The sequence below is a fragment of the Acidithrix ferrooxidans genome (assembly GCF_000949295.1).
Classification (GTDB): Bacteria; Actinomycetota; Acidimicrobiia; order Acidimicrobiales; family Acidimicrobiaceae; genus Acidithrix; species Acidithrix ferrooxidans.
Genome location: NZ_JXYS01000003.1, coordinates 1 through 25901, shown reverse-complemented (window position 1 = coordinate 25901; position 25901 = coordinate 1). Strand labels below are relative to the sequence as shown.

Sequence of the window (25901 nt, the reverse complement as noted above, 5' to 3'; positions counted from 1 at the left end):
TAAAATAAAGAGAAACTAGGATTGATGAAATATTGTAAAACTATAGATGTATTGAAAGATTGAGGCTGTTTATGAAGAAGCTAATATTTGTAATTTTGCTTGCGGGCCTTGGAGCGCTTGCTGCCAAGAAACTTCGTGCCACTGCGTAGGCTAGATTCGTCTTTTTCGGTGGTGATCGCTTTGTCTCATAGATTCAAGGGACCAACGATATGAAGATATCTATTGGATGAGTTGTCTTGTGTCAAATTGATAGCAGGCGAACGATTCGAATATTTAATGTAAAAAAACTGGTGTCCGGTGGCCTTTTGGCTTGCCGGACACCTTGTTGATTTAGCTCATAACCCTAAAGCTCAATTACGGATCGACTATATCGATAGCTCGACCGCGCCAGAGATCTCTTTTTTTAATCTGCCGCTGACAAAAGAATGGAACGAATCTGAGCAGACAAACGTCGTACTCGATAGAGCAGGTAGAAGCTTGAGGCCGCGACGGATGCGATTCCCAGCGTCAATGCTACAAGTGCGGTTGGCGTAGATGGTCGGACGCGTCCTTCACGAACTCGCACGGGATTGGTGAAACTGAGTATCTTCCAGGATCGATCTTTGGCTATTTTAGCTAAGACTCGATCTGGATTGACTACGACTGGATTTCCTACGGCTTCAAGCATTGGGAGATCAGTGTATGAGTCGGAATAGGCGTACGATTCTTCTAGAGAAAATCCATATTCTTCGGCCAACTTTTGCATAGCTTCGGCCTTGTATGGGCCGTATGCATAGAACTCCATCTCCCCGGTGTATCTTCCGTCGGCGTCAACCTTTGATATTGTCGCGATTACACCGTCGACGGCGAGTCGTTCACCAAGGGGAACTACGATCTCGCTGGGCGATGCCGAAACAATGAATACAAGGTCTCCATTTTTTTTATGTTCTTCTATCAAGTCGAGGGCTTCTTTGAAGATAAGAGGCTCCACTATCTCGGTCATTGTCTCCGAAACGATTGCTGAGACCAATGACTTTTCCCAACCCTTGGTCAGAGAAAGAACTGTTTCTCTGAGCTTTTGAAGTTGTCGCTCGTTTGCCCCGGTGTATTTATACAAGACCTGGGCATAAGCGGAGCGCATAATGGTTCGGCGGGATAGTAACCCCTCTTTGTAGAAGGTCCTTCCAAAGGCGAGCATAGATGCTTTGGCAATTACAGTTTTATCAAGGTCAAAGAAGGCAGCTCTCACAATAACATCCTAGTTGCAACCTCTCTTTGGTGATTGGGTAAATTATTTGGTTGACTTTTATTTGGGCTAACGCCCAGGTCTCCATGAAGTGGGATTGCTAGTGGACGGTTCTATCATTCTTTGGTGACTTACCTTACTCTGAGGTTTGCAGATTAATGATCGCCTTGAGATTAGGAGCCTTTGAGATTTCTCTTGCCTGCTAAGGAATCTGCGACAAGTCGTGTCAGTTCTAGGGCTCCGCGTTTTGATAGCGGCTCATTATTGTTTCCACACTTTGGGCTTACTATGCAAGAGGGACATCCTGTGGTGCAGGGACAGTTGACGAGAGTCTCAAGGGTAGAGGCCATTAAAGTAGCTTGGGCTTCGTAGGTGGCGTAAGAAATTCCAACTCCACCAGCGTAGCCATCGTAAATTGCCACAGCGCCGGAGATTTCGTCCAGATCAAGGCCGTTAGCAGAGCCTGGTGAGGCCACAAAGGAGACGCCTCCGACGTCCCATCGATCGCAGATTGAAACTATAGGAAGTATTCCAATGGCACAATGTTCCATGGCATGAAGGGCGCCTGGAAGGAGTTCGGTCTCAATATCAGAGGTGGCATCATCACTAAAGGAGATAAAGAATGCCTCAGTATCTAACTCTTTTGATGGAAGGCGATTTCGCTGAATGCCCAAGAGTGCTCCGGCCTCAGAGTAGGTCTCATATCCAAGGTGTGTTTCGGTGACGAAGAGGTCGGCTACGCCAATCCAAAGGCCAAGCGATGGAGAGGTAAGTAATCTCATCTTTGAAAATTGGTAGTTGGATTCGATGAGTGCTTTTGTGTAAATTTGATCTTCGGTCTTTTCGACGAAGATAAAGCTATTGTCATCGTCGATCGCTACGATCCTGAATCTTGCTCTGCGATGGCGATAGACCGCTCCAATAAAGGCGCTCGTTGGAATTTGATCTTCGTTTATCTCTTCTAGCACTTCACCAGTAGTGGTGATCATTCGGTATTTCCGACTTATGTAACCCCTGAGACCATAGTTTCTTGTTGGTTGCCTTGAACCTACATATTGATATCCCAACGGCGTCTTTATCAAGGTCGATTGGGCAACTAGTTGCTCGAGTGAATCGGTTACCTCTCTAATTCCATTTTCTCCCCTAAGGTAAGAACTCGCAGTGATCGACCTTTCTGAAGACGCTGCGATGAGCTGGTGGTGGCATACACTTTTATTGAAGGGGTTGATGGCCGCCCCCTCATTTTTACGTGTGATGATTTCGTGGGGATTTCTAGTTATCCAACGGTCTAATTGATCTGCGGAGGCGACCAAAACTATCATCCCGCCCGCCTTTGAAATTCGCTGAAAATCGCGCCGAAAACGAGCAATCGTGCCTGGAAATCCAACTAAAACTACTAGATCAAAGCGGGTCAGATCTCGAGCTAGGGCGGATGTGGCTACTGCGATCTTCACCCTGTCCACAAGGAGTCGCTCTTCTAGCTCGACTCTCAATTCCCCCAAGTATCCTCCTCGATAGAGAACGAGATCTTCTGCTGGAATGTTACTGGATGATTCGATTATGAAGTTGGAGATTAGCTCTGCCTTGAGTCGCGATGAGGTGATCACTGCCGTCTTTAGATTTCCCTGCCATCCGAGTCGAGCAAGTTTAGAGGCGATTGTAAGTGCAGAAGAAGGATCTACCTCGATATTTGGATCGATAAACCCAATTGAAATAGAGCCCGGTCGGTCAGGTGGTAGATAGATTTTGGCGAGTTGGTCGCCTCCACAGTCAAATAATTCACACGCAAATCGATCGGCGTCGCCTAATTCAATTCCGACCCCAACAAGGGAAATATCTCGGCCGAGATCTTTAGCCGCGAGTTCGAAGCGTTTTAGGATGTGAAAAAGGTTTGAACCTAAAAGACCACGAAACTCCACCATATCAAAGATCCATAGTGACGAAATCCGTTGGATAATACGATAGAGGCTGAACTGTTCAGGAAGAAGTTGTCTATGGATTGATTCGGGTGTCGCAATTATTAGATCGGCCCTTAGGCCATTTGTGGCGAGACTCTTTTGGGAATGTTTTTGCGATAGATCCAGAATCTCCAACGAAGCGTTCTTTGCCTTTAGGATCCGAAGCGTGCTTCTTGCACTTGATGCGCCCTCAACAAAGACCAAGATCGATTCGTTGGATCTCTTTGTGATTTGTATCGCATCGAGTAGGAGGTCTAATGCATCGGTAGTCTCAGAGCACTCTATGACGCTGAAGCGACTTTGACTCATTGGACCGATCTGATTGATTGACTCTAGGATCTTTTCGGTTATCTCGGTGGCACCGCCTTGTTCATCGGTGGGAGTGCTCGATTCGATGACTATTTGAGGGCCTTGAGCGATCATCTCTTCAAGTAGTGAATAAGCCTTCTGTTGTGCAGCATCCAGAGATCCTCTAGCCATAATATCCTTAGCCATTTGCAGTTTTGGCTCTTGTGTTCCAAGAATATTTAAAGATTACGCCAAAATTTAAAGGTTCCCCAGAGGTGTTAGTTGGGACTTTTAATATTGCATTTTTGTCAGAAGTCAATTGGGTTATTCCACTTGATCTTTGTGCAAACTATGAATCTTTCAATCGATTCAAATCCCTACTTCGTCAAATTTTCTTGACGAAGTAGGGATGAAGTAGGGATTTAGGGTAAAGGTGGCAGTTTTTTTTTGGAGAGACTGGCATTGGTAAAAAACTCTAGAGCTTTGCAGCTAATTTGTTAATCTCTGCTAGCCCATGGGGGCGGTGCCGATCAAAATTGCCTTCAACTCTGCCTCGGAATCGATTGTCACGAGTGCTACAACTTCGTCGCCACAGCGAAATATCGTCTCTCCTCGAGGTACGATAATGCTGCCGTCGCGAATAATAGCGACGATCGAGGCCTCTTTGGGGAAAGCAAGCGTTGCTAGTTCAAAGTCATTGGCTGGAGAGTTATCCGCTAATGTAACTTCGACGAGGCGAGCACCACTCTTTTCAAAGGAGAGCAACCTTACAAGCGATCCTACTGATACCGCCTCTTCGACCAACGAAGAGAGAAGGTGAGGTGTTGAAACCGAGACGTCCACGCCCCATGTCTTATTGAAGAGCCAGTGGTTCTTTGGATTGTTCACACGCGCGACAACTCTGGGAACCATAAACTCCTGCTTTGCGAGGAGCGAGATGACAAGATTATCTTCGTCATCACCAGTCGCTGCTACTACGACGTCGGTATCTGCCAAGCCGGCGGCTTGAAGCGATGAAACTTCACATGCGTCGGCGACAGAGAATTTACATCCGATGTGATCTTTGAGTTTGGCTACTTCATCACCATTTTGTTCGATGACCATAACGTCGTGGCCAGCTTCAAAGAGATCTTGAGCGATGAACGCACCCACGCTTCCAGCACCTGCGATTACGACTTTCATTGCGTTTTTCCAATCTCGAAAAGCGCCTTGTCGAGGCCTTGAATCGATCCGCGTTCCACCATGAAATGAACTACGTCACCCTCTTGTGCGACCAGCTCATTATTGAAGAGCTTTGCAGAGGTTCCCCGTGTCAATAGAATCGGAAGGGCATTTGGTATTTCGGTTAGGTTTGTAAGACGATGGCCAGTCATGTGAAGCGGAAGGCCCCTCTCCAAAAGGACATATCCACCGTGTGGTTCTATCCAATCCGGCTGTGCATAGTCTTCGAAGAGGCGACGCATAGCTTGTTCTGTCGTCCAAGTAACCGTAGCTACCGTAGCGATCCCAAGTCGCTGATAGATCTCGGCTCTTTTGGGGTCGTAGATTCGGGCAACTACCTTTGGGACTTCAAAGGTCTCTTTTGCAATTCTTGCAGTCAATATATTTGAGTTGTCTCCACTTGTGACTGCTGCTAGTGCGTCGGCGCGATCTATCTCTGCTGCCTCGAGGCGCTCTCGGTCGAAACCGAGCCCCGTTATGGTCTTTCCGTTAAATGTCGGACTTAGCCGACGAAAGGCTGATGAGTTCTTGTCGATAATTACGGTTGAGTGGCCCTCGTAGGAGAGTCGTGCCGCTAATTCAGATCCGACGCGGCCACATCCTATAACAATTACATGCACGGTCTATCACCTAGTAATCTATTCTGGTCGCGTTGAGTATTTTAGAGATTCTGTGGCTAGATTCTAGACACAAAGACGCGACACAGTATAAATGCTATTTATTAAAATTGAGTTCGGAGGCTTTTTCCCTTGCCAGAAAGCAATCCAAAAGTTCCCCCCTTATCTAAAGGTGAAGAGGGACCAGCCGGTGACGGTCGTGGCGAACGTTTTCGCGGTGCGCGGAGTTTTGAATCGCAGCCAACTACTCTTGCGCCTTTGGGCTCTTATGATCTTCCAGAGTCGAGAATCTATCGCCTGAAAAATAAGTTCCTAGGCAAACCACTTGTCAACGAGGATTTAAAGGGAGAGCGACTCGGAAACTTTACCGCAATGGCGGTACTGTCATCTGATGTCATCTCATCTTCTGCTTATGCGACAGAAGAGATTTTGACGATTCTGGTACCGGTAATTGGCGTAGCTGCCTTTTCCATGGTTTTGCCGATATCAATCTTGATCTTGATAATTTTGGTAACGGTCGCTGCCTCGTATTTTCAGGTTATCAAAGCATATCCAAAGGCCGGTGGCGCCTATGTGGTAGCCCGTGACAACTTTGGACCACGAATTGCACAGATCGCCGCGGTCGCGATCATGATTGACTATACGATCACGGTAGCTGTGTCGGTTGCCGCTGGAGTCGATGCGATATCATCGGCGGTTCCAGCTCTAGCTCCATACAATCTTGAACTCTCGCTCTTATTTGTCCTAGTTCTTGCGTATGGAAATTTGCGCGGGATCAAAGAGGCCGGCCGGCTATTTGCCCTACCTGCGTATTTCTTTATCTTGAATATGTTTGTAATGTTGGGCTGGGGAATCTATAAGGCTCTAAGCGGACAGCTACACCCACTTTCAACCCACGTTCCAGGCGGCTATCACCTTGGTCATCCAGGATCGGGCCTTTTGATGGGCGCTTCACTATTTATCTTTCTTCAGGCCTTTGCCAATGGTGGCTCTGCGGTAACGGGTATTGAAGCCGTTTCAAATGGAGTTTCGCTCTTTAGGGCGCCTCAATGGAAAAATGCACAACGGGTGCTTATGTATATGGCTATTATCCTGGGAACTTTGTTCTTTGGTCTGTCAATTTTGGCTTCGTACATTCATCCAGTTCCAAGAATCTCTGGAACGCCCACCGTAATTTCCGTTATCGCTAAGACCGTGTATGGCTCATCAACCTTTGGTACTGTCATGTACTACTTGTTGCAGATTGGCACATATCTGATCCTTATATTCGCGGCGAATACAAGTTTTAATGGATTTCCATTTCTAGTCTCCTTTGCGGCAGAGGACTCGTTTTTGCCTCGACAATTTCTAAGGCGTGGCCACCGACTTTCATTTTCAAATGGGATTATTCTCCTTACGGTAATTGCTGAAGTTATTCTTATCGGAACTAATGCGAGCGTAAATGCACTAATCGGCCTCTACGCAATTGGAGTCTTTACCGGCTTTACGATGGCCGGAACGGGAATGCTAAAGCATCACCTCAGAGAGAAGGAGCCGGGTTACAAACGCGGCTTCGTTGTAAACCTCATTGCTTCAATCCTCTCCTTTATCGTGGTCATAGTCTTTCTGGTAACCAAATTTACCCAAGGCGCATGGGTTGTAGTTGTAGTTGGGCCAATCCTTGTTTATCTATTCATTCGTCTCAACCGTCAATATGTTGCTGAAGAAGAGCGCCTCGAAGGCGATGTCGCGCTCGCCTGTGAGGTGCCTGTTTTGCGAAAGCACAAGGTGATTCTCTTTGTGGAAGAGCTTGATTTAGCAACAGCTCGAGCACTTCAGTATGCACGAACTTTGGTTCCTGATGAGATTCGGGCAGTCCATATTGAGCTCGATGTCAAAGTGGCGAGGAAACTCGAGTCCGATTGGAGCCGTCTTGGTGTTCGAAGAATCGATTTGGAAGTTGTAGAGTGTTCCGATCGTCGGATACGTCGCGCCGCGCTTGATGTCGTTGCCGAAGCCGTCTCCCCTGGGGATGCTGAGGTTACTGCTCTTTTACCGCGACGCAGCTATCCGGGATTTTTTCGTCGAATCTTACACGATCGGACTGCGGATTCGATAGCTCGAGTTTTGAGCCAATTACCTCATGTAAATGCTACGATAATTCCTTTCCAGGTCAATTTGCCAGGCAAGGATCGCCTGCGCACGAGCCTTCGTCGTAAAAATGAGACTGAAAATGAGATCAAGCGAGCAGTGGGGAACACAAACACTTCGCCCACCTCCGATGTTCCCGGAGCGATTGCCATTGGGAGCGTTGTCTATCGACGTCCCGCAAAGGTGGTTGGCAGGGTAAAGTCAGTTCGCGTTCAATCTCTGGATTCAATTGCCTCGTTGGCGGTTCGTCTTGAGGACTCAAGTGGTGGACTTATGCTGGTCTTTCCTGGTAAACGCCGGGTGCCTGGTATAGAACCAGGTAAACGCCTAATAGCTCAAGGGACCGTAGGAGACATCGATGGGCACATAGCAATCATGAATCCGACCTTTGAACTTCTGGCATCTGAATCTGATGCCAGTGATTAAATAAAAAAAGTTGTTATGACTACAAGGTCCTAATCCGTTATGACCTTGTAGTTTTGTATTTGATAAAGTGCAATTGATTGAAACTTTGGTATTCGATCGCAGTAAATAGCGGTAGTTGACCGCAATTGCTCGTATGGTAATAGATCTAAGTCTGTTATGTGGGCACATTAAATATTGGGTAGGTTGAAGCAAACTGATGGCTAAGCCACTTGTAATCGTAGAATCTCCGGCTAAAGCTAAGACAATTTCGAAGTTTTTGGGATCAGAATTTCTTGTCGAGTCATCGATCGGCCACATACGAGACCTCCCAAAGAGTGCATCGGAGATTCCAGATTCGCTCAAGAAAGAGCCATGGGCTCGTTTAGGTGTAGACGTCGAAAATTCATTCAAGCCTCTTTATGTCATCTCTGATAAGAAAAAAGCTCATATCAAGCATTTAAAGTCACTTGTAAGCCAAGCGAGCGAAGTTCTTCTAGCAACAGACGAGGACCGCGAAGGTGAATCGATAGCTTGGCATTTGGCTGAAGTTCTGGCTCCCAAGGTCCCGATTCGTCGAATGGTCTTTCATGAGATCACCAAAAGTGCGATATCTGAGGCGATTGAAAATACCAGAGACATCGACCAGCAGCTCGTCAGCGCTCAGGAGGCTAGACGGATATTAGATCGATTATATGGATACGAAGTCTCCCCGGTTCTCTGGAAAAAGATCAAACCCTCGCTCTCGGCGGGAAGAGTGCAGAGCGTGGCGACTCGAATTTTGGTGCAGCGAGAGCGCGAGAGGATGGCCTTCGTCTCTGCTGGTTATTTTTCGGTAATGGCTAATGCAACCAAGGCCAAGAGCGCATTCCGTGTTAATCTGATTGGTTTGGATTCGCTTCGAGTGGCAACAGGGCGAGACTTCTCTTCAGCTGGATCGATCGATCCAGCTCGAATTAAAAATGCTCCTCTTGTTGTCTTGGATGAGCCGTCTGCAATCTTGATCGCATCAAATTTGAAGAGCAAGAGCCTTTTGGTTGAATCTGTCGAGCCCAAGCCCTATCGCCGAAGTCCCGCTCCGCCCTTTAGGACCTCAACGCTTCAACAGGAGGCCGGGCGGAAGCTCCGTTTTTCCTCGACTAGAACGATGTCGGCGGCCCAAAGGTTATACGAGGCTGGATTCATCACCTACATGCGAACGGACTCGACGTACCTTGCCGATGCAGCCTTAGCTCAAACCCGCGAGATCGTAAAAGAGCTTTATGGAAATGAATTTGTTCCAACTCGAGCCAGAGACTATAAGAATTCCGTGAGAAACGCCCAAGAGGCCCACGAGGCTATTCGTCCGGCTGGGGATCAGTGGCTAACACCGGCTCAGATTACATCTAGGGTATCTTCTGATGAAGCCCGCCTCTATGAGTTGATCTGGAAGAGAACGATAGCCTCACAGATGACCGATGCGACGGGTACATCCGTTTCGGTTCGACTTAGTGCACCTTTAGCTTTGAATGAAAGCATAGGAAGTGACCAAGGTGCACGTTTGAACCCCACTCGCGCATTACTTTCTGCTAGCGGGCGGACCATCGATCACTTTGGCTTTCTGCGTGTCTATGTAGAAGATAGCGATGATGGCGATACATCCTCTGATGAAAATGACGTCATTCTTCCTCCTCTTGTTGAAGGTGAAGCGGTTTCCGTCCTAAGTACAAATTATGAAGGTCACACGACGAGCCCTCCGCCTCGATTTACAGAGGCCTCCCTCGTAAAGACGTTAGAGGAATATGGGGTAGGTAGGCCTAGCACCTATGCAAGTATTATCTCAACGATTCAAGATAGAGGTTATGCCTTCAAGCGGGGCAATACCCTCATTCCTTCGTTTGTAGCATTTTCCGTAGTTGCACTTTTGGAGCAATATTTCGGTGAACTTGTTGACTATAACTTCACTGCTGAACTTGAGAACTCGTTGGACAAGATTGCCAATGGCGATATACCCGCGGTTCCGTACCTTCGTGACTTTTATTTCGGTGCAAATGATCAAGGTCTAAAATTCTTGGTAGATAGTCAACTTGACGCAATTGACCCTCGGGCTATTAACTCAATTTCAATAGGCGACGACGAAGAGGGAAATCCTATCGTAGTTCGCGTTGGTCGGTTCGGCCCCTATTTGAGCGTAGGCGACACAACGGCCCCAGTTCCCGATGGCATAGCGCCAGATGAGCTTACAACAAAACGAGCGATTGAATTGTTGGCTGCAGGCAGTGGCGATCGTTTTCTAGGCCTTCATCCGGAGATAGGCGATCCGATATTCGTCAAAGTAGGGCGTTTCGGCCCATTTATACAGTTGGGAGATCCCGAACTCCTACCCAAAGGTGAAAAGCCAAAGACGGGTTCGCTGTTTTCTACCATGACCCCAGAGACCGTGACTCTTGAAGATGCAGTTTCGATTCTCTCGCTTCCTCGAATTGTAGGGCGTGACCCAGAGACAGGCGATGACGTTGTGGTGTCGAATGGGAAGTTCGGCCCCTACGTCAAAAGAGGGCGTCTCTCTAGGAGTTTAACTAGTGAGTCGCAACTTCTATCTATTGGTCTGGAAGATGCTGTAGCTATCTTGGCTCAACCGGCTACGGGTCGCGGTAGACGAACGGCCACATCGATCGAACTTGGGGTCGATCCAGATGGACGATCGATCGTCCTTCGCTCGGGACGTTTTGGGCCATATGTATCCGATGGAACTATCAATTGTACGGTAAAGCAGTTTGAAGTCGATGAGGGTCTAACCATGGAGCGGGCAGTCGAGCTTTTAGCCGAAAAGCGTGGGTCGATGCCCGAGGTTTCGAACGAAGATGGAGAAGGCGTAAAACCTAAAAAGCGCACAACTAGATCGACCGCTAAAGCCACATCGACCGCTAAAGGATCTACGAGATCTACCGGCGCAAGGGTTTCTGCTAGAGCGCCTCGCGCAACCACCCCAAAGACTCCCAAAAGTAAGAACTCCTAAGGATAAGGTCGTGGCCAAGGAGCTCAAGGGACGTTTTTTTGTTTTAGAAGGACTAGACGGTGTCGGTAAATCCACCCAAACCCAACTTGTCTCTGAAGCGTTGCGCCAACGAGGGGTCGAGGTGGTTGAAACGCGTGAACCAGGTGGAACACCCCTAGGCGAGGCACTTCGGGATCTTATCTTTGGAAAATATAAGATAGGAGCTAGAGCGCTAGCCTTGGCGATGGCGAGTGCTCGTGCCCAACATTGTGAATCGGTGATCTTGCCGGCACTGGAACGTGGGGCTTGGGTCGTGTGCGACCGTTTTTCAGGGTCGTTCTTGGCTTATCAGGGATTTGGCTATGGGATTGACCTTGACAAGTTGATGCTTTTGGACTCCTTTGCCACCGACTCTCTGGATCCAGAAATGGTCTTTTATATAATGGAAACGACGAATCGAGCAATGCGAGAGCTCTCTTCTTCGGATCGTTTTGAGGGTCAGGGACAGACCTTTCAGTCGCGTGTCAGGGATGGCTTTGGTCAACTTGCACTTAGATCTGGTTGGGTTTGCATAGACGGTGATGGTGAAGTCTTTGAGATTCGAGATCGGATTCTTAACGTTATTGACGGCCATAGATCGGATCCATAGGTGCTTATTTGTCAGATCTGTGACGTTGTTTCGTGAAAGTTACTAGCTTCGCCTAGAATTTTCCTTAGTAACTGTGGATAGTGATGGATTATGTCAGATTTTGAAAGCGATTCGCTCGTAATTTCGCCGGTATTGAAGTCGGTCTCTGTCCACCGTGATTTAGCACCTGTTTTAGGTGCTCACCTATCTCATCCGAATAATAGTTACCTTTTCTATGGTCCGCCTGGTAGCGGAAAAGAGCTTTGGGCTTTGGCCTTTGCGGCGGGACTTCTGTGTTCCAGCGGAGGGTGTGGAAGCTGTGGGATCTGTCTTGCGACCCTTGCACGGCGATCTCCGGATCTGAACTATTTTGAGAAGTTCAAGAGCTCGCTCTCGGTTGACACAATCCGCGATGACATAATCCGATTGGCTGTTTTGTCGCCAAACCAATCTTCTCGTAGGGTTGTCATCATCGAAGAGTTTGACAACATAGCAGAGGTAGCCCCTGTGCTCTTGAAAGTTATAGAAGAACCGCCGGCATCTACTGTCTTCATTATTGTGGCTCGCACCATCCACAAGGCCTTGGCCACAATCGCCTCTAGGTGTGTTCGGGTGGAGTTCTCGGGCCTTTTAGACCAGGAGGTCACTCAGTGGTTAGAAGATCAAGGACTGGGTTCTAAAGAGGCGAAGCTTACTTCATCCTTTGCTAGAGGAAATCTTGATTTAGCTCGGGATTTAGGTCTCGATGGAAGGTTGGAGAATCGCCTTGAGGCGTGGGGGGAGCCAGCTGGTAAACGCTACACAAATGCAAAAGAGCTGATTTTAGATGCGTCACGTGTAACCAATCTTATCGATAGCGTTACGGCTGATCTAAAAAAACAACAGGAGATAGAGCTTTCTAGCTTCAAGGCTACGAATCAAAAGAGTTCAGGAATGAAAGGGATCTTTAGGGAAGTCGAGAACGAACATAAGCGGATTTTGCGATTTAGACGGAAGGTTGAATTCGATGCAGGGATCTCTATATTTCTAGCATATTATCGTGGATCCCAATTTTTTGAAGGCGCAGACCCCGTCCAAGCAGCGGAAAACTATCAGAAAGTTATTGACGCCTCGAGGACGACATTGCGCCAACTCAATGCCGGGGTTTCAGAAACCATTGCACTAGCTAGCCTTTTTGGCCAGAGACGCTAAATCGCTAAAAGTTCGCTATGATTAATACGGCGATAATGCCCGGGTAGCTCAGTCGGCAGAGCAGCTCACTCGTAATGAGCAGGTCAGGAGTTCGAATCTCCTCTCGGGCTCCAGGCCAGAGACTATTTTTACTCTTTTTACTTGACACCAGTACATAAAAAATACATAATTGTTTTGTGACAGGCCACAAGAAAGAGATACGACCGGGCGTCTGGAAACTGCGGGTAAGCGCCGGCCTCGATCCTGTGACGGGGCACGAAGCTGTTCGCATCTAGTTCGGCAGACATAAGTACTTATCAGTGTCGCACTGATGTATTGTACTTTAGGTCATGGGACAACTGGTACCTATCGCCATAGCAGCAAAAGAGCTTGGCGTGCATCCTGACACACTTCGGCGATGGGAAGTAGAGGGTCGCATAGTTCCAGCCGAGCGCACTGCTGGTGGCAGAAGACGCTACGACTTAGCCAAGATGCACCACCTCGCTCCACGCCAGAGACCATCAGCGAGAGCGACGATTGCCTATGCCAGGGTATCCACAAACCAACAGAAGGACGACCTGGTGCGCCAGGTGGCACTGCTCGAATCCTTCTGCGCGGCAAACGGGTGGATCTACGAGGTCATCTCCGATGTGGGATCAGGACTCAACTACCATAAGCGGGGACTCAAACAGCTTATCTCCAGGATCTGTTCAGGCGAGGTCGGTCGGCTTGTGCTTAGCCATAAGGATCGACTGCTTCGTTTTGGGTCAGAACTCGTCTTGTCCCTTTGTGAGCATTTCGGAGTTGAAGTCGTTATCATCAACGCTAGCGAGGATTCCACCTTTGGAGAAGACCTAGCAGACATGTCATCGAGATCGTAACCGTCTTCTCGGCCAGGTTGTGCGGGTCGAAAAGCAACAAGAACCAAAAAGTGATGGAAACACTCCAAGCGAAAGCCAGGGAGATCTCACCATGAGCGGTGTATCTGTGTGCTGGTGCTTAACTGAATGGTATTGAGGCTAAATCCATACCCCAGGCTAAAAAGAGGACCGTACGACTCGGAACGCTCCCTCTGTCCACACATAAGCGTGCGCAGATAGACGAGGCGCTCCGCAGTTACAGAGATGCCAAAGATCGTTTCTTGGTGGAGTTGGCTCCTATGGGGATGTGGAGTTTCCTCGATTCCAAGCGGGACTTCCGAGACGCTATGAAGAAGGCGGACGTCTACCCACAGGACGTCAACGTCCACTTGGTAGACCAGGCAGCCTTCGACGCTGTGGACACCTGGGTGCGCCACATCGAGTCAGTCCTGGCCATAGAAAACGTGAAGGCCAAGATCCATAAGCACTATAGAGACAACGAGATGCAGCAACATTTTGCCTATACCTGTCTCACTCGTTACGCATGGATCGGAGAAATCACACAAGGTAGAGTTCCTGCTATCAATTTGAAGGTACTTGTCGGCTTAGGAGGAAAGGAACACGCCCAGGTTGTGCGTTACTTGCATCGGGTACTGCGTAAGGCACTCTCCAAGCACAAGAACCCGAGGGCACACGCGATGCGGTCGATGGCTCTGGCAGAAACCCTGTACGCGACATTCACCACGATGGCAATTCCCAAGAACCATACCTGTAACCCCGAAGACCGCAGGTGCAGGCAGCCCCATCTTTCGCAGTACGTGAAGATCATCGGAGCCAAGACCAATGCACGGATCGCACTTTCACTTGTTGGGGTCTCACGCGTGTCGGGCGACATCCGTCTCGTGGCGGAAAAGGGATCGAAGTGCGCAACGGTCCATGTTGTCTATGGCATCAAGGCCCCGGAGAAGGCGACCGGACCAATTGATGCCATCGACTGGGGTGTTACCGAGGTGTGCACGGACTCAAAAGGACACAAGCACGGGATCAGCCTCGGTGAGATCCTTGAAGAGTTCAGTGAAAAGAACAACGCAACAGGCAAGGTCCGAGGCAAAGCACATGCGAGGACCAGGTCTCTTCGCAAGGTAAACACCAAATCGAAGAAGGCCCCCAGGATAGCGAGGAACAACCTCGGCCACAAGAAGCAGGCTCGTCGACGTGAACGTGCCCAGGCCAGCGTACGCACGCTGTCGGGTCAGGCGACAAAAGAGGTTATCTACGGAAAAGGCAACCGGACCAGGGCGAGGGGTAAGGTTCCCCAAGACCCAACACAGCGCCCGCGCCTCCTCGCTACTGAAGACCTCTCGTACTTGCGCGGCAAGGCCAAGTCAAAGAAGATGTCTCGGATATGTTCCACATGGATGCGATCCGAGAACGAAGGTCGCATGGTGGTGCATACGAGCATCGGCGGTGTCGATGCCAAAACGGTAAACGCGGCCTACACCAGCCAAACGTGTCCCGAACCGACCTGGGGGTATGTCTCATCGGACAACCGCCAGGGGGACACGTTTCACTGGCGCAATCCATATTGGGATTGCAACCGCCAGGGTGATGCAGACCACGTAGCCGCCACGAACCTCAAATCCAGACTCACTGATCGACAGATCAGTGTCTTCACCGCCTACACCGAGGTGAAGGTGATCCAGAACGAGAGGTTCCGTAGCCGAAAGGAAAGCCGAGTTGGAGCACGTATCGTCCTTCAGGGGATCACCGGCAACGGTGTCCAGGGTGCGTGTATCGAAGACAGAGCTACCGCTCACGGCAGGACTCCAAGCAAACCACGAAGGCGCAAGCCCGTTGTGGAAGGTGGTAATGTTTTCGATGCCACCGACTCGCAGAGTCCCGAGCACACGGTGTGAACGGGGGAGACTCAGCGGCTGGAGAGCGAAAATAAAAGGATACCTAGAAATGCCTAGGTTTTCTGGAGCGGATCAAGTAGATCTTAGCGGTCTTTCTGTGGGCAGAGAGAAAGCATTGGCAGAGATTCCAAACTTGCGTAGGAAGCTGAGCGGGTCAGGAAGTATATGAGAGTACTTAGAATATAATAAAGTTGTTATGTTTAGCAATATCTTAGGCAAAAACTCAGTGGGAGAGTATGGCAGAAACGCTGTGGTGCAAAGAAGCGGTAGCCGAATTCGAAACGCTGCCGGTCAGTGAGAAAAGAGCGATTGGAGATGCTCAAGTGAAATTAGAGACAATGGGTAGTGGACTACCCTTCCCCCATCAGAGTTCAATTCGGAAACTGACGGCCTGAGAGAGCTCCGACCAAGAGGAGGGAGAAGCCGTTGGCGGGTTTTTTACCGACGCGTAGGGCCTGAGCTGTTTGCAATCGGAGCGGTTGGACCGGAGGCCTCGGTGAGTCCGAAAGGTTTCCGACGGAGTGTTAGGTTGGCTGAGGAGCGTCTTAGCGGGTTTAAGGAGTACGGAGAATGATGGATAGGACACCAAAAGGAACAAAGACTGGCAAGGAGGTCTTAGAGGGTCTTCTCAAGGATCCCGAGTTTCAGGAGGAGTGGGAACGTACTGCCTTGGCGCGTGCCGTGGCGGTTCGAGTAATCGAGTACCGCGTGGAGCATGGCATTTCTCAGACGGAGTTGGGTAGAAGGCTCGGGATGCACCAACCTGCTATTGCGAGACTTGAAGAAGGAGAACACAACCCGAGTATAGATATGCTCAGACGACTTTCAGAGAAACTTGGGATTGACTTCAATATAAGCATCCATTTGGGATCGTTAGAAGTCGAGGGGTCAACGAAAGCATCAGCATGATTGCGGGCAGCCTGGCGAACTCTCCCAGGGATTCATAGGGTTTGGGAGTGCACACTCGCAGGTAAGTGTTTCGCGTTGGTCGCGGGTGGAAGCAAGTAGGGTACGCGTTATCAAGATCAGCGGCTTTAGGAAGCCTCACGGGTCTAAGCGAAAGAATATCAATGTCTTTGGCAAAGCTGGAAACCGCAATCTTGGAGGGTATTGCATCGAAACGACTGGATGAAATAAGGTTATAATTCCGCAGATTCTCGGTGAGAGTCAGGTCTTAGGCTCCATTACAGGTGGCGACCTTGTTGCGCGAATACGGATGCATATCGCACTCATGCACGCACTAGTGTCTGTAGCAAACAAACGCGTAGTTTTCCTTTAAGATGTAGCACACAAGTACCAGGAAAGAATTACGGAAAACATTGAAGCCCATTTACGGAAAGCCCACCTCTGACTTACAGTAGCCCGCTGCTTTGGAGTGCCGATGACCTACTCAAGTGGTCGACGGAGGTTTCAATGAGTCCAGGAAGATCGGGGGAGCTCCCGATCAAGGGTGAAGAGGGCCTTTATTATTCCCGTAAAAATCAGCACTACATAAATCAGTACATAATTTTTGTAAACAATAGCGTTCTTGGTTGTCCATATGTAGTTGGGACACCGCCTATGACATGCGTTTTTGTAATTTAAGGTTTCTTCTGATCTGATATAGACCTCACTCGTAATGAGCATGTCAGGAGTTCGAATCTCCTCTCGGGCTCCAGTCCAGAAGCCGTTTTTACTCTTTCCGATTGACACCAGTATAAGAAAATACATAATTATTTTGTGATAGCTGTGTCCTTGTGATCTTAATTCAATTAAATTCATTAATGTCCTGCCCTTCAGCATTTGATGACTCCTCCGTGGTTTTGAATGTTCCACAGACAAGTCTTACTGGAGGGTGGGTCAATTTAATGTTGCTGATCCTGGGTCAATTTAATGTTGCTGGCAACAGGAAGGTCAAGGCCCCATGGGCGTCGTCGTTGTTTACAGTCATTGACGGGTTAGGACACGTCTGGTTTCTGGGCTCGGGTGTCGGCGTATGGTCACTATCGATGGGTTGATAACTCACTTGCGGCCACCAAAAGCTTCGAAGCACCAAGGTGCGCCGAGTCTGTTGTGTTATACTTCATGGATGGGCGAATTCAACGTGTTGGGTGGTGAACTGGAGCCGTGCGGCACCGATCCGCTCACCGGCTTCTACCGGAATGGATGCTGTTCCACCGGACCTGAAGATCTGGGTAGCCACACTATCTGTGCCGTGGTAACAGCCGACTTCCTCGAACATCAGCGCAATATCGGCAACGATCTCGTCACTCCAGCTCCGCAGTATCGCTTCCCGGGCTTGATTCCCGGGGACCGCTGGTGCGTAACCGCGGCAAACTGGTTCCGGGCCCACCACGATGGTGCTGCGGCCTACGTGGTACTCGCATCCACCCACGAGCGCGTCCTGGACATCGTGCCGCTCGCCGTGCTGCAAGAGCATGCAGTCGACATTCCAGAAGGACCGGATTATCTCACGGGTTGACTATATTTGCTCGACTCGGCGCTGTTTTTCCCTCTTGAGAAGGACGGTTGATCTTCCGCAATCTGAGCCAGCCATACCTCAAACAGGCCGTGTCTGAACTGCTCCGGCAGAATAGAAAGGTCAATACCCAAACGGTTTGCATGGTGAATTTTGTCAAGCGCTCTAGTTCCCAACGTATCAGTGTCAGGGAATGATAAATCAGCGGCTATGGAAATCCCCGCACCCAGGATGAAGACATCCGGTGCCTCCTCGTCCCACGCACCTGTCAAGGTTGCGAATCCAGGTGACACCAACCGACTTCCTTATTATTAAAGCTACTTTAAATAGGACCTAGCTTCATCCGTTTCTTTCTTTCCCTGAGGCATCCTGAATTTGTAATGTTGCTGGTTCAAGATCATAACTTGAACCTTGGATTGCCAAGTTATCAAGCCGACGACTCCACCCATGTCGTGAAGGTAAACTCGTATTGCTTTGGCTTGGACTTACCTGGCTAATCACCATTATGCCGAATTGTATTACTGCCATTCTGGCAATAAGGTACACTCGAGGTTATGGAAACTGTAACTGTACATGGATCGGGAAGACTGACGGTACCAGCATCTGTAAGAAAGCAGCTTGGACTGACCGAGGGCACGGAGCTCGAGATCGAGGTGGACATGGAGCAAGAAGCCCTTGTCTTACGACGAGTCGTTTACCTAAGGTTAGAAGATGCTTGGGCGTACACTCCTGATCACCGTGAACTCATGGAGAGGGCACATCGAGATTCCAAAGAGGGCCGCGTCAAGAGACTTAGCGAAGAGGACCTGGAATCTCTAGGTAGCTGAGGAAGTGCTCCACGAATATCAATCTCTCGAATTTACAGAAACCTTCCTCCTGACGTTCGCGTCTCGGGATTTTACCCCCTCCGATCGCAAAACTTTCCTAAAAGCATTACGCCTTCTCGACGAAAACGAGAAACACCCTTCCGTCCGGGTGCATAAACTTGAAGGCGACCGAAGTGGATCATGGTCAGCGTCCGCGAGTGTTGTACTAAGACTAACGTTTAAGAGAGCAGACGATGGAACCAAGCGGTTACTAACTTGGTCAAAACACTATGACCGATAAATTTGGTCGGTAGTTGGGAAAATATTATCCTTGTACGCTAATAGTAGGTCACGATAGGTATTGCACGAAAGTACACTCGAATCGTTCCTGGTAAAAGCCCTGTAACTTATAACTGGCAGTCAAAAGGTGCACGTTTGCAGTTCTTTTTGGCGAAATTACAGCATGTAGCTTTTCAACGAGAATTCCCCGACACCACTCACCTGGTGCACCTGAGAGCATTTACGCGGTAAGCGGCAAGTTCTGTCTAGAACCAGGTTGGACTGCAAACTATGGTCAGGCACCGCTTGTCCGCACTCTTACCTAATACTTTGCCACCATCAACTATACGAATTTCCGAACATGCGCCGACGCTCATTGTCACAGCTAGCTCCACCAACATGGCGACCTCCTCGATGGCCAAGTATTAGGCAATCCAAGTGATTGCGTCGCCAATTTTCAAAGAAAAAACTGTAACACAGGTATCGGAGCCAGTGTCGCCCAGCTACCAAAGCCGATCTGGAAAGTGTAAAACAGGTGGTAAGGCCAATGTGTAACAGAGGTACCGAACTCTTACATTAGAAAAAACTCACAACTACCGACCAAACGAAAGTCAAAGATTGACGGGCTCCCCTAGAAATAGGCTTTTAGCTGGACATATGTAGCGAGTTCGGAGGGATTCGAACCCCTGGCGTTCTGATCCGTAGGTGCGCCGGGATAAACCGGTATGGAGGAAGAGATGAAAGAGCCCTACATCGAAGGTCTAGCGAACCACGATGACCCCGAGTCATGCGTCGGCGTCCGCGAGGACGCAGGCGAAGCGTTGACAGGGGCACGTGCAGGCCAGGCTATTGAGGCGCGTAATCAGAGAATTCGAGGTGCCGACGCTGTCTATGGAAGCGGAAGGCAACACCACCGCTAGCGCTATCGCAAGTTGCTTGTGGGCCCCGCGCGGTCAGAGAACCATGGCACCTACGGAACCTCCATGCGCGAGAACCGGGAGATCCCGCGCTCGCCAGTCGGGTTGATCACCCAGTGGGCCGCTCAGGAAAGGCTAAGGTCGTACGCCTGAGATGAACGAGCGCGGGAAGTCAGACAACCCCATATTACCTACGAAGCTGTCGAACAAAACCGGGGGACCGGTAGCGGAGGTAGTGGAGGAAAGGAGGTAGTGGAGGAAAGGGGGTTGGCCAAGGGGAACACGACCGACCTAACACGCCCCGGACTCAGAACCGGACCCACTTGCGGACAAGGTGTGTCAAACGGGCTGGATCGTGTGCGCGAAGTAGCAAGAAAGGACAAGCAAGCAAAGTTCACAGCACTTATTGCACCACATCGACTCAGACCGCCTGAAGGCCGCCTATTTAGCGATTAACCCGAAGGCTGCGCCATGAAATCGATAACGTGACATGGCACTCCTACGAAGAGAATCTGAGGGAGAACCTCGAGGATCTTCTTCAAAGGGTCCACAACGGTGCCTAACGGGCAAGCCCTTCTCGTAGGGTATACATACCAAAACCAGATGGACGACAACGCCCACTCGGTATCGCAACGCTGGAGGACAAGATCATCCAACGTTGGGTGGTGGAGGTATTGAACGCTATATACTAGAAGACTTTCTCGGATTCTCCTACGGGTTCCGACCATGACGTAGCCCCCACGATGCGCTTGATGCGCTGGCGGTCGGGATCTTAGAGAAAAAGGTGAACTGGATACTCGACGCTGATATCAGCGACTTCTTCTCCAAGTTGGATCGGACGTGGTTGAGGAAGTTTCTCGAGCATCGCATTGCGGATAAAAGAATCCTGCGACTGATCGACAAATGGTTGGCCGCAGGAGTCATCGAGGATGCGAAGTGCACAAAGACGACCGAAGGATCAGCACAAGGGGCATCGGTTTCACCACTGCTCGCTAACGTGTACCTTCATTATGTCTTCGACCGCTGGGTCCGACAGTGGAGATACAAGCATGCACGGAGCGACATGATCGTCTCGAGGTTTGCCGACGACTTCGTGGTTGGATTCCAGTATCTTGGTGATGCAAGGCAGTTCCTCAGCGACCTTCGTGAACGATTCGTGAAGTTCAACTTAGAACTGCACCCGGACAAGACCCGCCTGATCGAGTTCGGTCGCTTTGCGGCTCAGAACCGAAAGGAGCGGGGCCTCAAAAAGCCGGAGACCTTCGACTTCTTGGGATTTACCCACATCTGTGGAAAGACCAAGGACGGGCGTTTCTGGCTCAGGCGCGTCACTATCAAGAAACGACTGAGAATGAAGCTGAAGCAGGTAAGAACCGAGCTTCGGCGTCGTCGTCACCAGTCCATTCCCGAACAAGGGCGGTGGCTGGCGAGTGTGTTGAGGGGACACTTCAACTACTACGCCGTGCCTGGTAACATCGACGCGGTGTCGGCTTTTCGTAAACAGGTGAGACGACTCTGGCGAGAGACGCTTCGGCGTCGAAGCCAGCGCAACCGGATGACCTGGGATCGCTTCAGTCGAATTAGCGACCGATGGCTGCCCCCTGCCCGCATTGCGCACCCCTATCCTAGCGTGCGCTTCGCTGCCAGAACCCAAGGCAGGAGCCCATTGCGGTAGTTCGACTCGATGGGATCTGTCCGGGGGGCCGCCCGTAAGGGCGGTCCCTACCGGGATTAGCTACGAAGTCCTTGTAATGAGGATGTAAGCCAAAGAGATGGAGTAAACAGCAGATCTAGTTGTAATTGGCAAATGAACAACTTCTCAAGGTAAAAGTTGATAGGGAGGGATCAAATGACAAGACCACGACAAGAAAAAGCTTTTGACAAAAGACAAGTACGTCGTACTTAAAGCATACAAAGAGGCAAAAGCCAATCACAATAGACACAAAGCGAGCACCAGGGATTGATAAGCAGTCCATCTCAGTCTTTGAGATGGATCTAAAGAACAATCTCTACCAACTCTGGAATCGAATGGCTTCTGGAAGTTATTTTCCAGCGGCAACTAGATATGTCGAGATAGACAAGTCAGATGGCGGTAAAAGAATCCTAGGTATTCCAACCGTCAAAGATCGCATCGCCCAAGGGGTAGCTAAAGCCTACATAGAGCCAAGATTGGAAGAGGTCTTCCACGAAGACTCCTATGGTTACAGGCCGAATCGCTCAGCCCATGATGCCATTGAAAAAGCACGCAAGAGATGTTGGAAGTACGATTGGGTCATTTATCTAGATATCAAGGCCTTCTTCGACACGATAGATCATGAACTGCTGCTAAAAGCTGTCTCTATGCACGTATCAGAGCCATGGATAATTCTCTACATCAAACGTTGGTTGAAAGTGATATGCCCCGGAAATAGTGGAGACTCCTAATCTTGAGAGAAGAACTCCATCTGCTAATATCAAACTAGACCTTGAGAACCAGTTGGTTCACAGGTAACTGAGTCTCCATTAAACCCGGCGCGTATCAAGTCACGATAACGGCGAGCGATCGATAGAATTGCTCGATGGCGGGGTTGTCATAGCGTACTCAGCTACTCGCATCCGCGAAAGCTTTAGGAGTTTTCTAGCTGCGGATCTTATCCATTTCCTGGTGATACGAGATGACAAATTTCCCAAGGACGGTGAAGCTGACTGAACTTTTTTAGTTGGATAAAGCTATGGAGTCTCGAAGAATTCGATCGACGGTGACGTCTAGATCAGGCCACGGGAAGCTTGTAATTGACTGACGTAAAGTTATAAGGCCGTGAAGGCCATACCAAAGCAATACCGCGCCCAGTGTAGTGTCACTTGCAGTCGAAATTCCTATATTTATGCACTCTTGTATGGTGTCTGTGACGATAGCGAAGGCTTCAGCCATCAGCGGGGAGGTTTCGACCATTGGGTGTCTATCTTCGTTCCAATCTGGTGAATATGTGCGACTGAAGAGGACTCGATAGCGACTTGGCGATTGAATCCCATAGTTGACATAGGCCTGCACAAGAGCGATGATTTGGTCTCTTGGGTTCTGTGAAGATGATCGGGCTTCATAAAGTAAACGTAGGAAGGCATTAAGCTCCCTAGCGATAACGGTATCGATGATCTCGTGGACGTCGTGGAAATGGCGGGAGATGGAAGGGGCTGCAATTCCTGCTTCTTTGGCTATCGATCTAAGGCTGAGAGTTAGTTCGGATGCGCTTTGATCGAGCAGGCGAATGCAAGCAAGAACTATCTCTTCGCGGAGATGGTCTCCTTGTCCTCGGGGGTTGCGAGTACGTTTGGTTATCTTTGTATTGGCCGGCATGTGCTTAGTTTAGTCGGCTCCAGCTTATGTTGCCATGACCTTGAATTGCGTAAAGTTTTATACGTAAAGTTACACTTGGATTTTCGAGAATAGTATGAAGCTGAGCCCCGGAGTTGAAGATGTTTTCAGGAAATTTTAAGTTCATACTTATCAGGTTTCATAAGTTTCGCCTCCACCGAGACCAGATTGGAGCTAATCTCTAGTAGAACAGATGTTCGATTAAGCGGTCTAGGCGGATATTTCAGCCTTTATGGTACGCTTCCGCTTCGCAATAAGCGCGTGAAGAGTATCTGATCAAATCGTTATTGCTATGAGAGCTTTAGATGTCCAAAGTGTGACTCTGATCAATTTACCTTATTAGGGCCAATTCATTTCAAGAAATGCAGCATCTCGAGCTCCACTTTTTCAATGTAAATCTTGGCACCGCCAAGCGAGCGTTACATCTGGCACGATCTTTCATAAGAGTAGGGTTCCCCTCGCGAACTGCTTCCTAGCGGCGTATCTTGTTTCGAACGACAAGCGTGGGATTGCAGGTACCACCCTGGCACGACAGTTAGGTGTTTCGTATCCAGCTGCTTGGTTGATGCTAAACAAGCTCCGCAAAGCAATGTCGGAGCGAAACTCCATTTACAAACTCAATGAGAAAGTCCAGCTAGATGAATTCTGCCTTGGTGGGATAAGCCATGGAGAAGGAAAATAAGGTAGGGGAACTGACCAAACTACTGTGATGATCGGTGTGTCTCTAGCTAGCGGTGCGCCTATCCATTGCTTCATGGAAGTCATTGACAATACGACCACCGAAACAGTGCTTGATGTCTTAGAAAGACGCGTTAATTCGAAGATCGCTCTAGAAACCGATGGCAACCCCACCCACCTATCGAGCGTGTGCGAGAGAGATGGGTATAAACCACACAGTAACGTTATCGAGTCATGAAAGTGCGCACGAAGTTTTCAAATGGATTTACACACTGATTGGAAATACCAAGAAGTTCATCGATGGCACCTACCATGGAAGAGAAGTATACAAACAACTCTATTTAGAAGATTTCATATACCGATTCAACCGCAGAGATAGTCGATCATCGTTGGTCGATCGTCTATTGAACACCTGCGCCCTCACCGAAGAATATCCCTTTATCTCGACCCGTGGGGCGAAACTGGCCACGGCTTGCGAGTCTTTATAAGGATTCCAGAGATAACTCATCGTGTGTTTGCTCGCTGGCGTCAGGAAAACACACTCCGTTATACAAGAGAACACTTCGCGCACGGTGCACTTGACTTCTACGCGTTTATTGAGACGAACCTATTCGGATGGTCCTAAATCCTGCGAAAAAGACAGCCCAGACTGAATTACGTAAGGCACGTCTCGCCCTATCTCAGGCAGAAGCAGCGATAGGTGTCGCACTCGAGGAGCCGATGTGGACATCAATGTTGAAGTTCAAGGCACAAAACGAAGAACTCACAGCAATAGCAGCGAAAACACGAAGCGAAGTTGACCGCCTTGACCAAGAGTTACGTGCTATCCCTGTTCGAGTACCACTGCATAGTATCCGCCTAGGGGCAACACTCATGGACGAGGCGAGGGCATTGCTTAGCCCATCTTTCCGAAAATCAACCTATTCTCCCAGCTAGTTGAGTATGTGGTCTTACGTTGGGACACTACAAATGCGTCGCAATGGTCTTTATCCGTTTAAGGGGATCACTAACTCCTAAGAGACGGTAGATCTCTTTGTGAACCGGCTCAGAAACACCACTAGTGCGGATGTGATAGACAACGCCTTTATCTGATGTAAGAACTATGGTGGCTCGGCGGTGACTGTTGAGTTGCTCTTTAATGGTTGACCATCTTCTCTTATCGTTATTTTGCCTCAAGGTCAGCTCAATAGCACTAAGGAGGTGATAGGCTGACTATTCCGATTCTCTGGACCACTATTGGTAGAATCTTTGGACCACAGCACCAGTATCTTTGGACCACTGTACCGAAGTCTTTGGACCAGACTTTCCTGATCCCTTTAACCTATCTCTAAGTTACCTCAATCCTGGTAGATGTCAGGCTAGAAGGTCCCTTAACTAATGCCTAAATGGCTCGTCTTTTTGATATTTATTTGTCCATAGTCCTCTCGTTGTTGGATTAGAAAGTTGTCTTTCGCTTTTCTGAGGATTACGGACAACTCTAAGCCAGGAGTAGCACGAAGGGTAACTGGTCCCAATGGGTAGTTTCGGAACCAGTTACCCTTCTTTTTATTATTTGTTTATCGGTAGTAGCGATAGCGGTGGGCCCTGTGGTCGAGATCTGGCACCTGCATGTAAACGCGAAGCGCTTATTCACATGTGTCAGATTATTTGCGAGGCAAGCGTGCAGGCGTCCACCGCTCACTAAAGATGGCCTGATCTTTAGTTTGTTAGATTCGCTTAACCAACGGTTAGCTCGTCATAGGCAACTGCTCCATCACAATGAGGACACAGTCCTCCAAAGCCAACACGACGCATGAATTTCTGACATTCGTCGCAGCGTTGCTCCCCGAGGGCTCGCTCCCCGCAGATATCACACTCATATACAGTGATTGGCTTTAGCGGCTGTTTCTTACCTACAACAGGTACCTTGAGTTGGCTGTTGTTGCGTCGAGTTCGATAAGCACTAGCTCTACAACGCTCTGAGCAGTAGGTCTTACGACCCGATACTAAGAAATCACTATGGCAAACCGGACAAGCTAT

The 25901-nt window shown here is 49.2% G+C and carries 19 protein-coding genes, 1 tRNA gene and 2 pseudogenes; 15 read left to right on the top strand and 7 right to left on the bottom strand.

The window, feature by feature from the left end; genetic code table 11:
- Positions 1–403: 403 nt before the first annotated feature.
- The 4 genes from AXFE_RS00945 to AXFE_RS00930 form a co-directional block, all read right to left on the bottom strand.
- Positions 404–1228, bottom strand: coding sequence for an HAD family hydrolase (locus AXFE_RS00945; protein ID WP_200891149.1), 825 nt, complete (start codon positions 1226–1228; stop codon positions 404–406).
- Positions 1229–1398: 170 nt separating this feature from the next.
- A complete protein-coding gene (locus AXFE_RS00940) occupies positions 1399–3663 on the bottom strand; it encodes a Zn-binding domain-containing protein (RefSeq protein WP_052604028.1) in 2265 nt (754 codons plus the stop codon).
- Positions 3664–3978: 315 nt separating this feature from the next.
- Positions 3979–4653 carry a potassium channel family protein gene (locus AXFE_RS00935; protein ID WP_052604027.1) on the bottom strand — a complete coding sequence of 225 codons (675 nt, stop codon included), beginning with the start codon at positions 4651–4653 and terminating at the stop codon, positions 3979–3981.
- On the bottom strand, positions 4650–5312 hold the full coding sequence (locus tag AXFE_RS00930) for a potassium channel family protein (protein ID WP_052604026.1): 663 nt from the start codon (positions 5310–5312) through the stop codon (positions 4650–4652). The genes AXFE_RS00935 and AXFE_RS00930 overlap by 4 nt, the downstream gene beginning before the upstream one ends.
- Before the next feature lie 129 nt (positions 5313–5441).
- Here AXFE_RS00930 and AXFE_RS00925 point away from each other — a divergent pair, with 129 nt between their 5' ends.
- From AXFE_RS00925 to AXFE_RS00855, 13 genes and pseudogenes are all read left to right on the top strand, one after another.
- Positions 5442–7865, top strand: coding sequence for an amino acid permease (locus tag AXFE_RS00925; RefSeq protein ID WP_052604025.1), 2424 nt, complete (start codon positions 5442–5444; stop codon positions 7863–7865).
- Between the two features lie 196 nt (positions 7866–8061).
- Entirely contained in the window at positions 8062–10839 is a 2778-nt protein-coding gene (gene topA / locus AXFE_RS00920) for a type I DNA topoisomerase (protein ID WP_052604024.1), read from the top strand.
- A gap of 10 nt (positions 10840–10849) precedes the next feature.
- Positions 10850–11467 carry a dTMP kinase gene (tmk, locus tag AXFE_RS00915; protein WP_052604023.1) on the top strand — a complete coding sequence of 206 codons (618 nt, stop codon included), beginning with the start codon at positions 10850–10852 and terminating at the stop codon, positions 11465–11467.
- Between the two features lie 90 nt (positions 11468–11557).
- Positions 11558–12637: an ATP-binding protein gene (locus AXFE_RS00910; RefSeq protein ID WP_052604022.1), complete on the top strand. Its 1080-nt coding sequence runs from the start codon at positions 11558–11560 to the stop codon at positions 12635–12637.
- Positions 12638–12674: 37 nt separating this feature from the next.
- Positions 12675–12750 (top strand) — tRNA-Thr (locus tag AXFE_RS00905).
- A 216-nt stretch (positions 12751–12966) separates the two neighbouring features.
- Positions 12967–13592, top strand: a pseudogene (locus AXFE_RS00900) (IS607 family transposase).
- 168 nt (positions 13593–13760) lie between these two features.
- Positions 13761–15392 carry a zinc ribbon domain-containing protein gene (locus AXFE_RS00895; protein ID WP_152625777.1) on the top strand — a complete coding sequence of 544 codons (1632 nt, stop codon included), beginning with the start codon at positions 13761–13763 and terminating at the stop codon, positions 15390–15392.
- 570 nt (positions 15393–15962) lie between these two features.
- Entirely contained in the window at positions 15963–16301 is a 339-nt protein-coding gene (locus AXFE_RS00890; protein WP_052604020.1) for a helix-turn-helix domain-containing protein, read from the top strand.
- Positions 16302–16805: 504 nt separating this feature from the next.
- Positions 16806–16976, top strand: a complete 171-nt coding sequence (locus AXFE_RS19785; RefSeq protein ID WP_160291676.1) for an oligoendopeptidase F family protein — start codon at positions 16806–16808, stop codon at positions 16974–16976.
- A 484-nt stretch (positions 16977–17460) separates the two neighbouring features.
- A complete protein-coding gene (locus tag AXFE_RS18140; protein ID WP_082058359.1) occupies positions 17461–17853 on the top strand; it encodes a DUF2237 family protein in 393 nt (130 codons plus the stop codon).
- Positions 17854–18404: 551 nt separating this feature from the next.
- Positions 18405–18677: an AbrB/MazE/SpoVT family DNA-binding domain-containing protein gene (locus tag AXFE_RS00870; RefSeq protein WP_052604016.1), complete on the top strand. Its 273-nt coding sequence runs from the start codon at positions 18405–18407 to the stop codon at positions 18675–18677.
- 1959 nt (positions 18678–20636) lie between these two features.
- Positions 20637–21527, top strand: a complete 891-nt coding sequence (locus AXFE_RS20305; RefSeq protein WP_200891148.1) for a reverse transcriptase domain-containing protein — start codon at positions 20637–20639, stop codon at positions 21525–21527.
- A gap of 314 nt (positions 21528–21841) precedes the next feature.
- Entirely contained in the window at positions 21842–22276 is a 435-nt protein-coding gene (locus AXFE_RS00855) for a reverse transcriptase domain-containing protein (protein ID WP_052604014.1), read from the top strand.
- Between the two features lie 271 nt (positions 22277–22547).
- Here the strand turns inward: AXFE_RS00855 and AXFE_RS00850 are convergent, their stop codons facing one another.
- Complete coding sequence (locus AXFE_RS00850; RefSeq protein WP_052604013.1) at positions 22548–23186, bottom strand: TetR/AcrR family transcriptional regulator; 639 nt, start codon at positions 23184–23186, stop codon at positions 22548–22550.
- A gap of 250 nt (positions 23187–23436) precedes the next feature.
- Here AXFE_RS00850 and AXFE_RS20630 point away from each other — a divergent pair.
- Both AXFE_RS20630 and AXFE_RS00840 read left to right on the top strand, forming a co-directional pair.
- Positions 23437–24370 (top strand): annotated as a pseudogene (locus AXFE_RS20630) (IS1595 family transposase).
- 127 nt (positions 24371–24497) lie between these two features.
- Positions 24498–24818, top strand: a complete 321-nt coding sequence (locus AXFE_RS00840) for a hypothetical protein (protein ID WP_052604011.1) — start codon at positions 24498–24500, stop codon at positions 24816–24818.
- Between the two features lie 27 nt (positions 24819–24845).
- Here AXFE_RS00840 and AXFE_RS18890 read toward each other — a convergent pair whose 3' ends face one another.
- Complete coding sequence (locus AXFE_RS18890; protein WP_152625776.1) at positions 24846–25058, bottom strand: hypothetical protein; 213 nt, start codon at positions 25056–25058, stop codon at positions 24846–24848.
- 540 nt (positions 25059–25598) lie between these two features.
- On the bottom strand, positions 25599–25901 hold a 303-nt coding region (locus AXFE_RS19780; RefSeq protein WP_160291675.1), incomplete at its 5' end, for a hypothetical protein.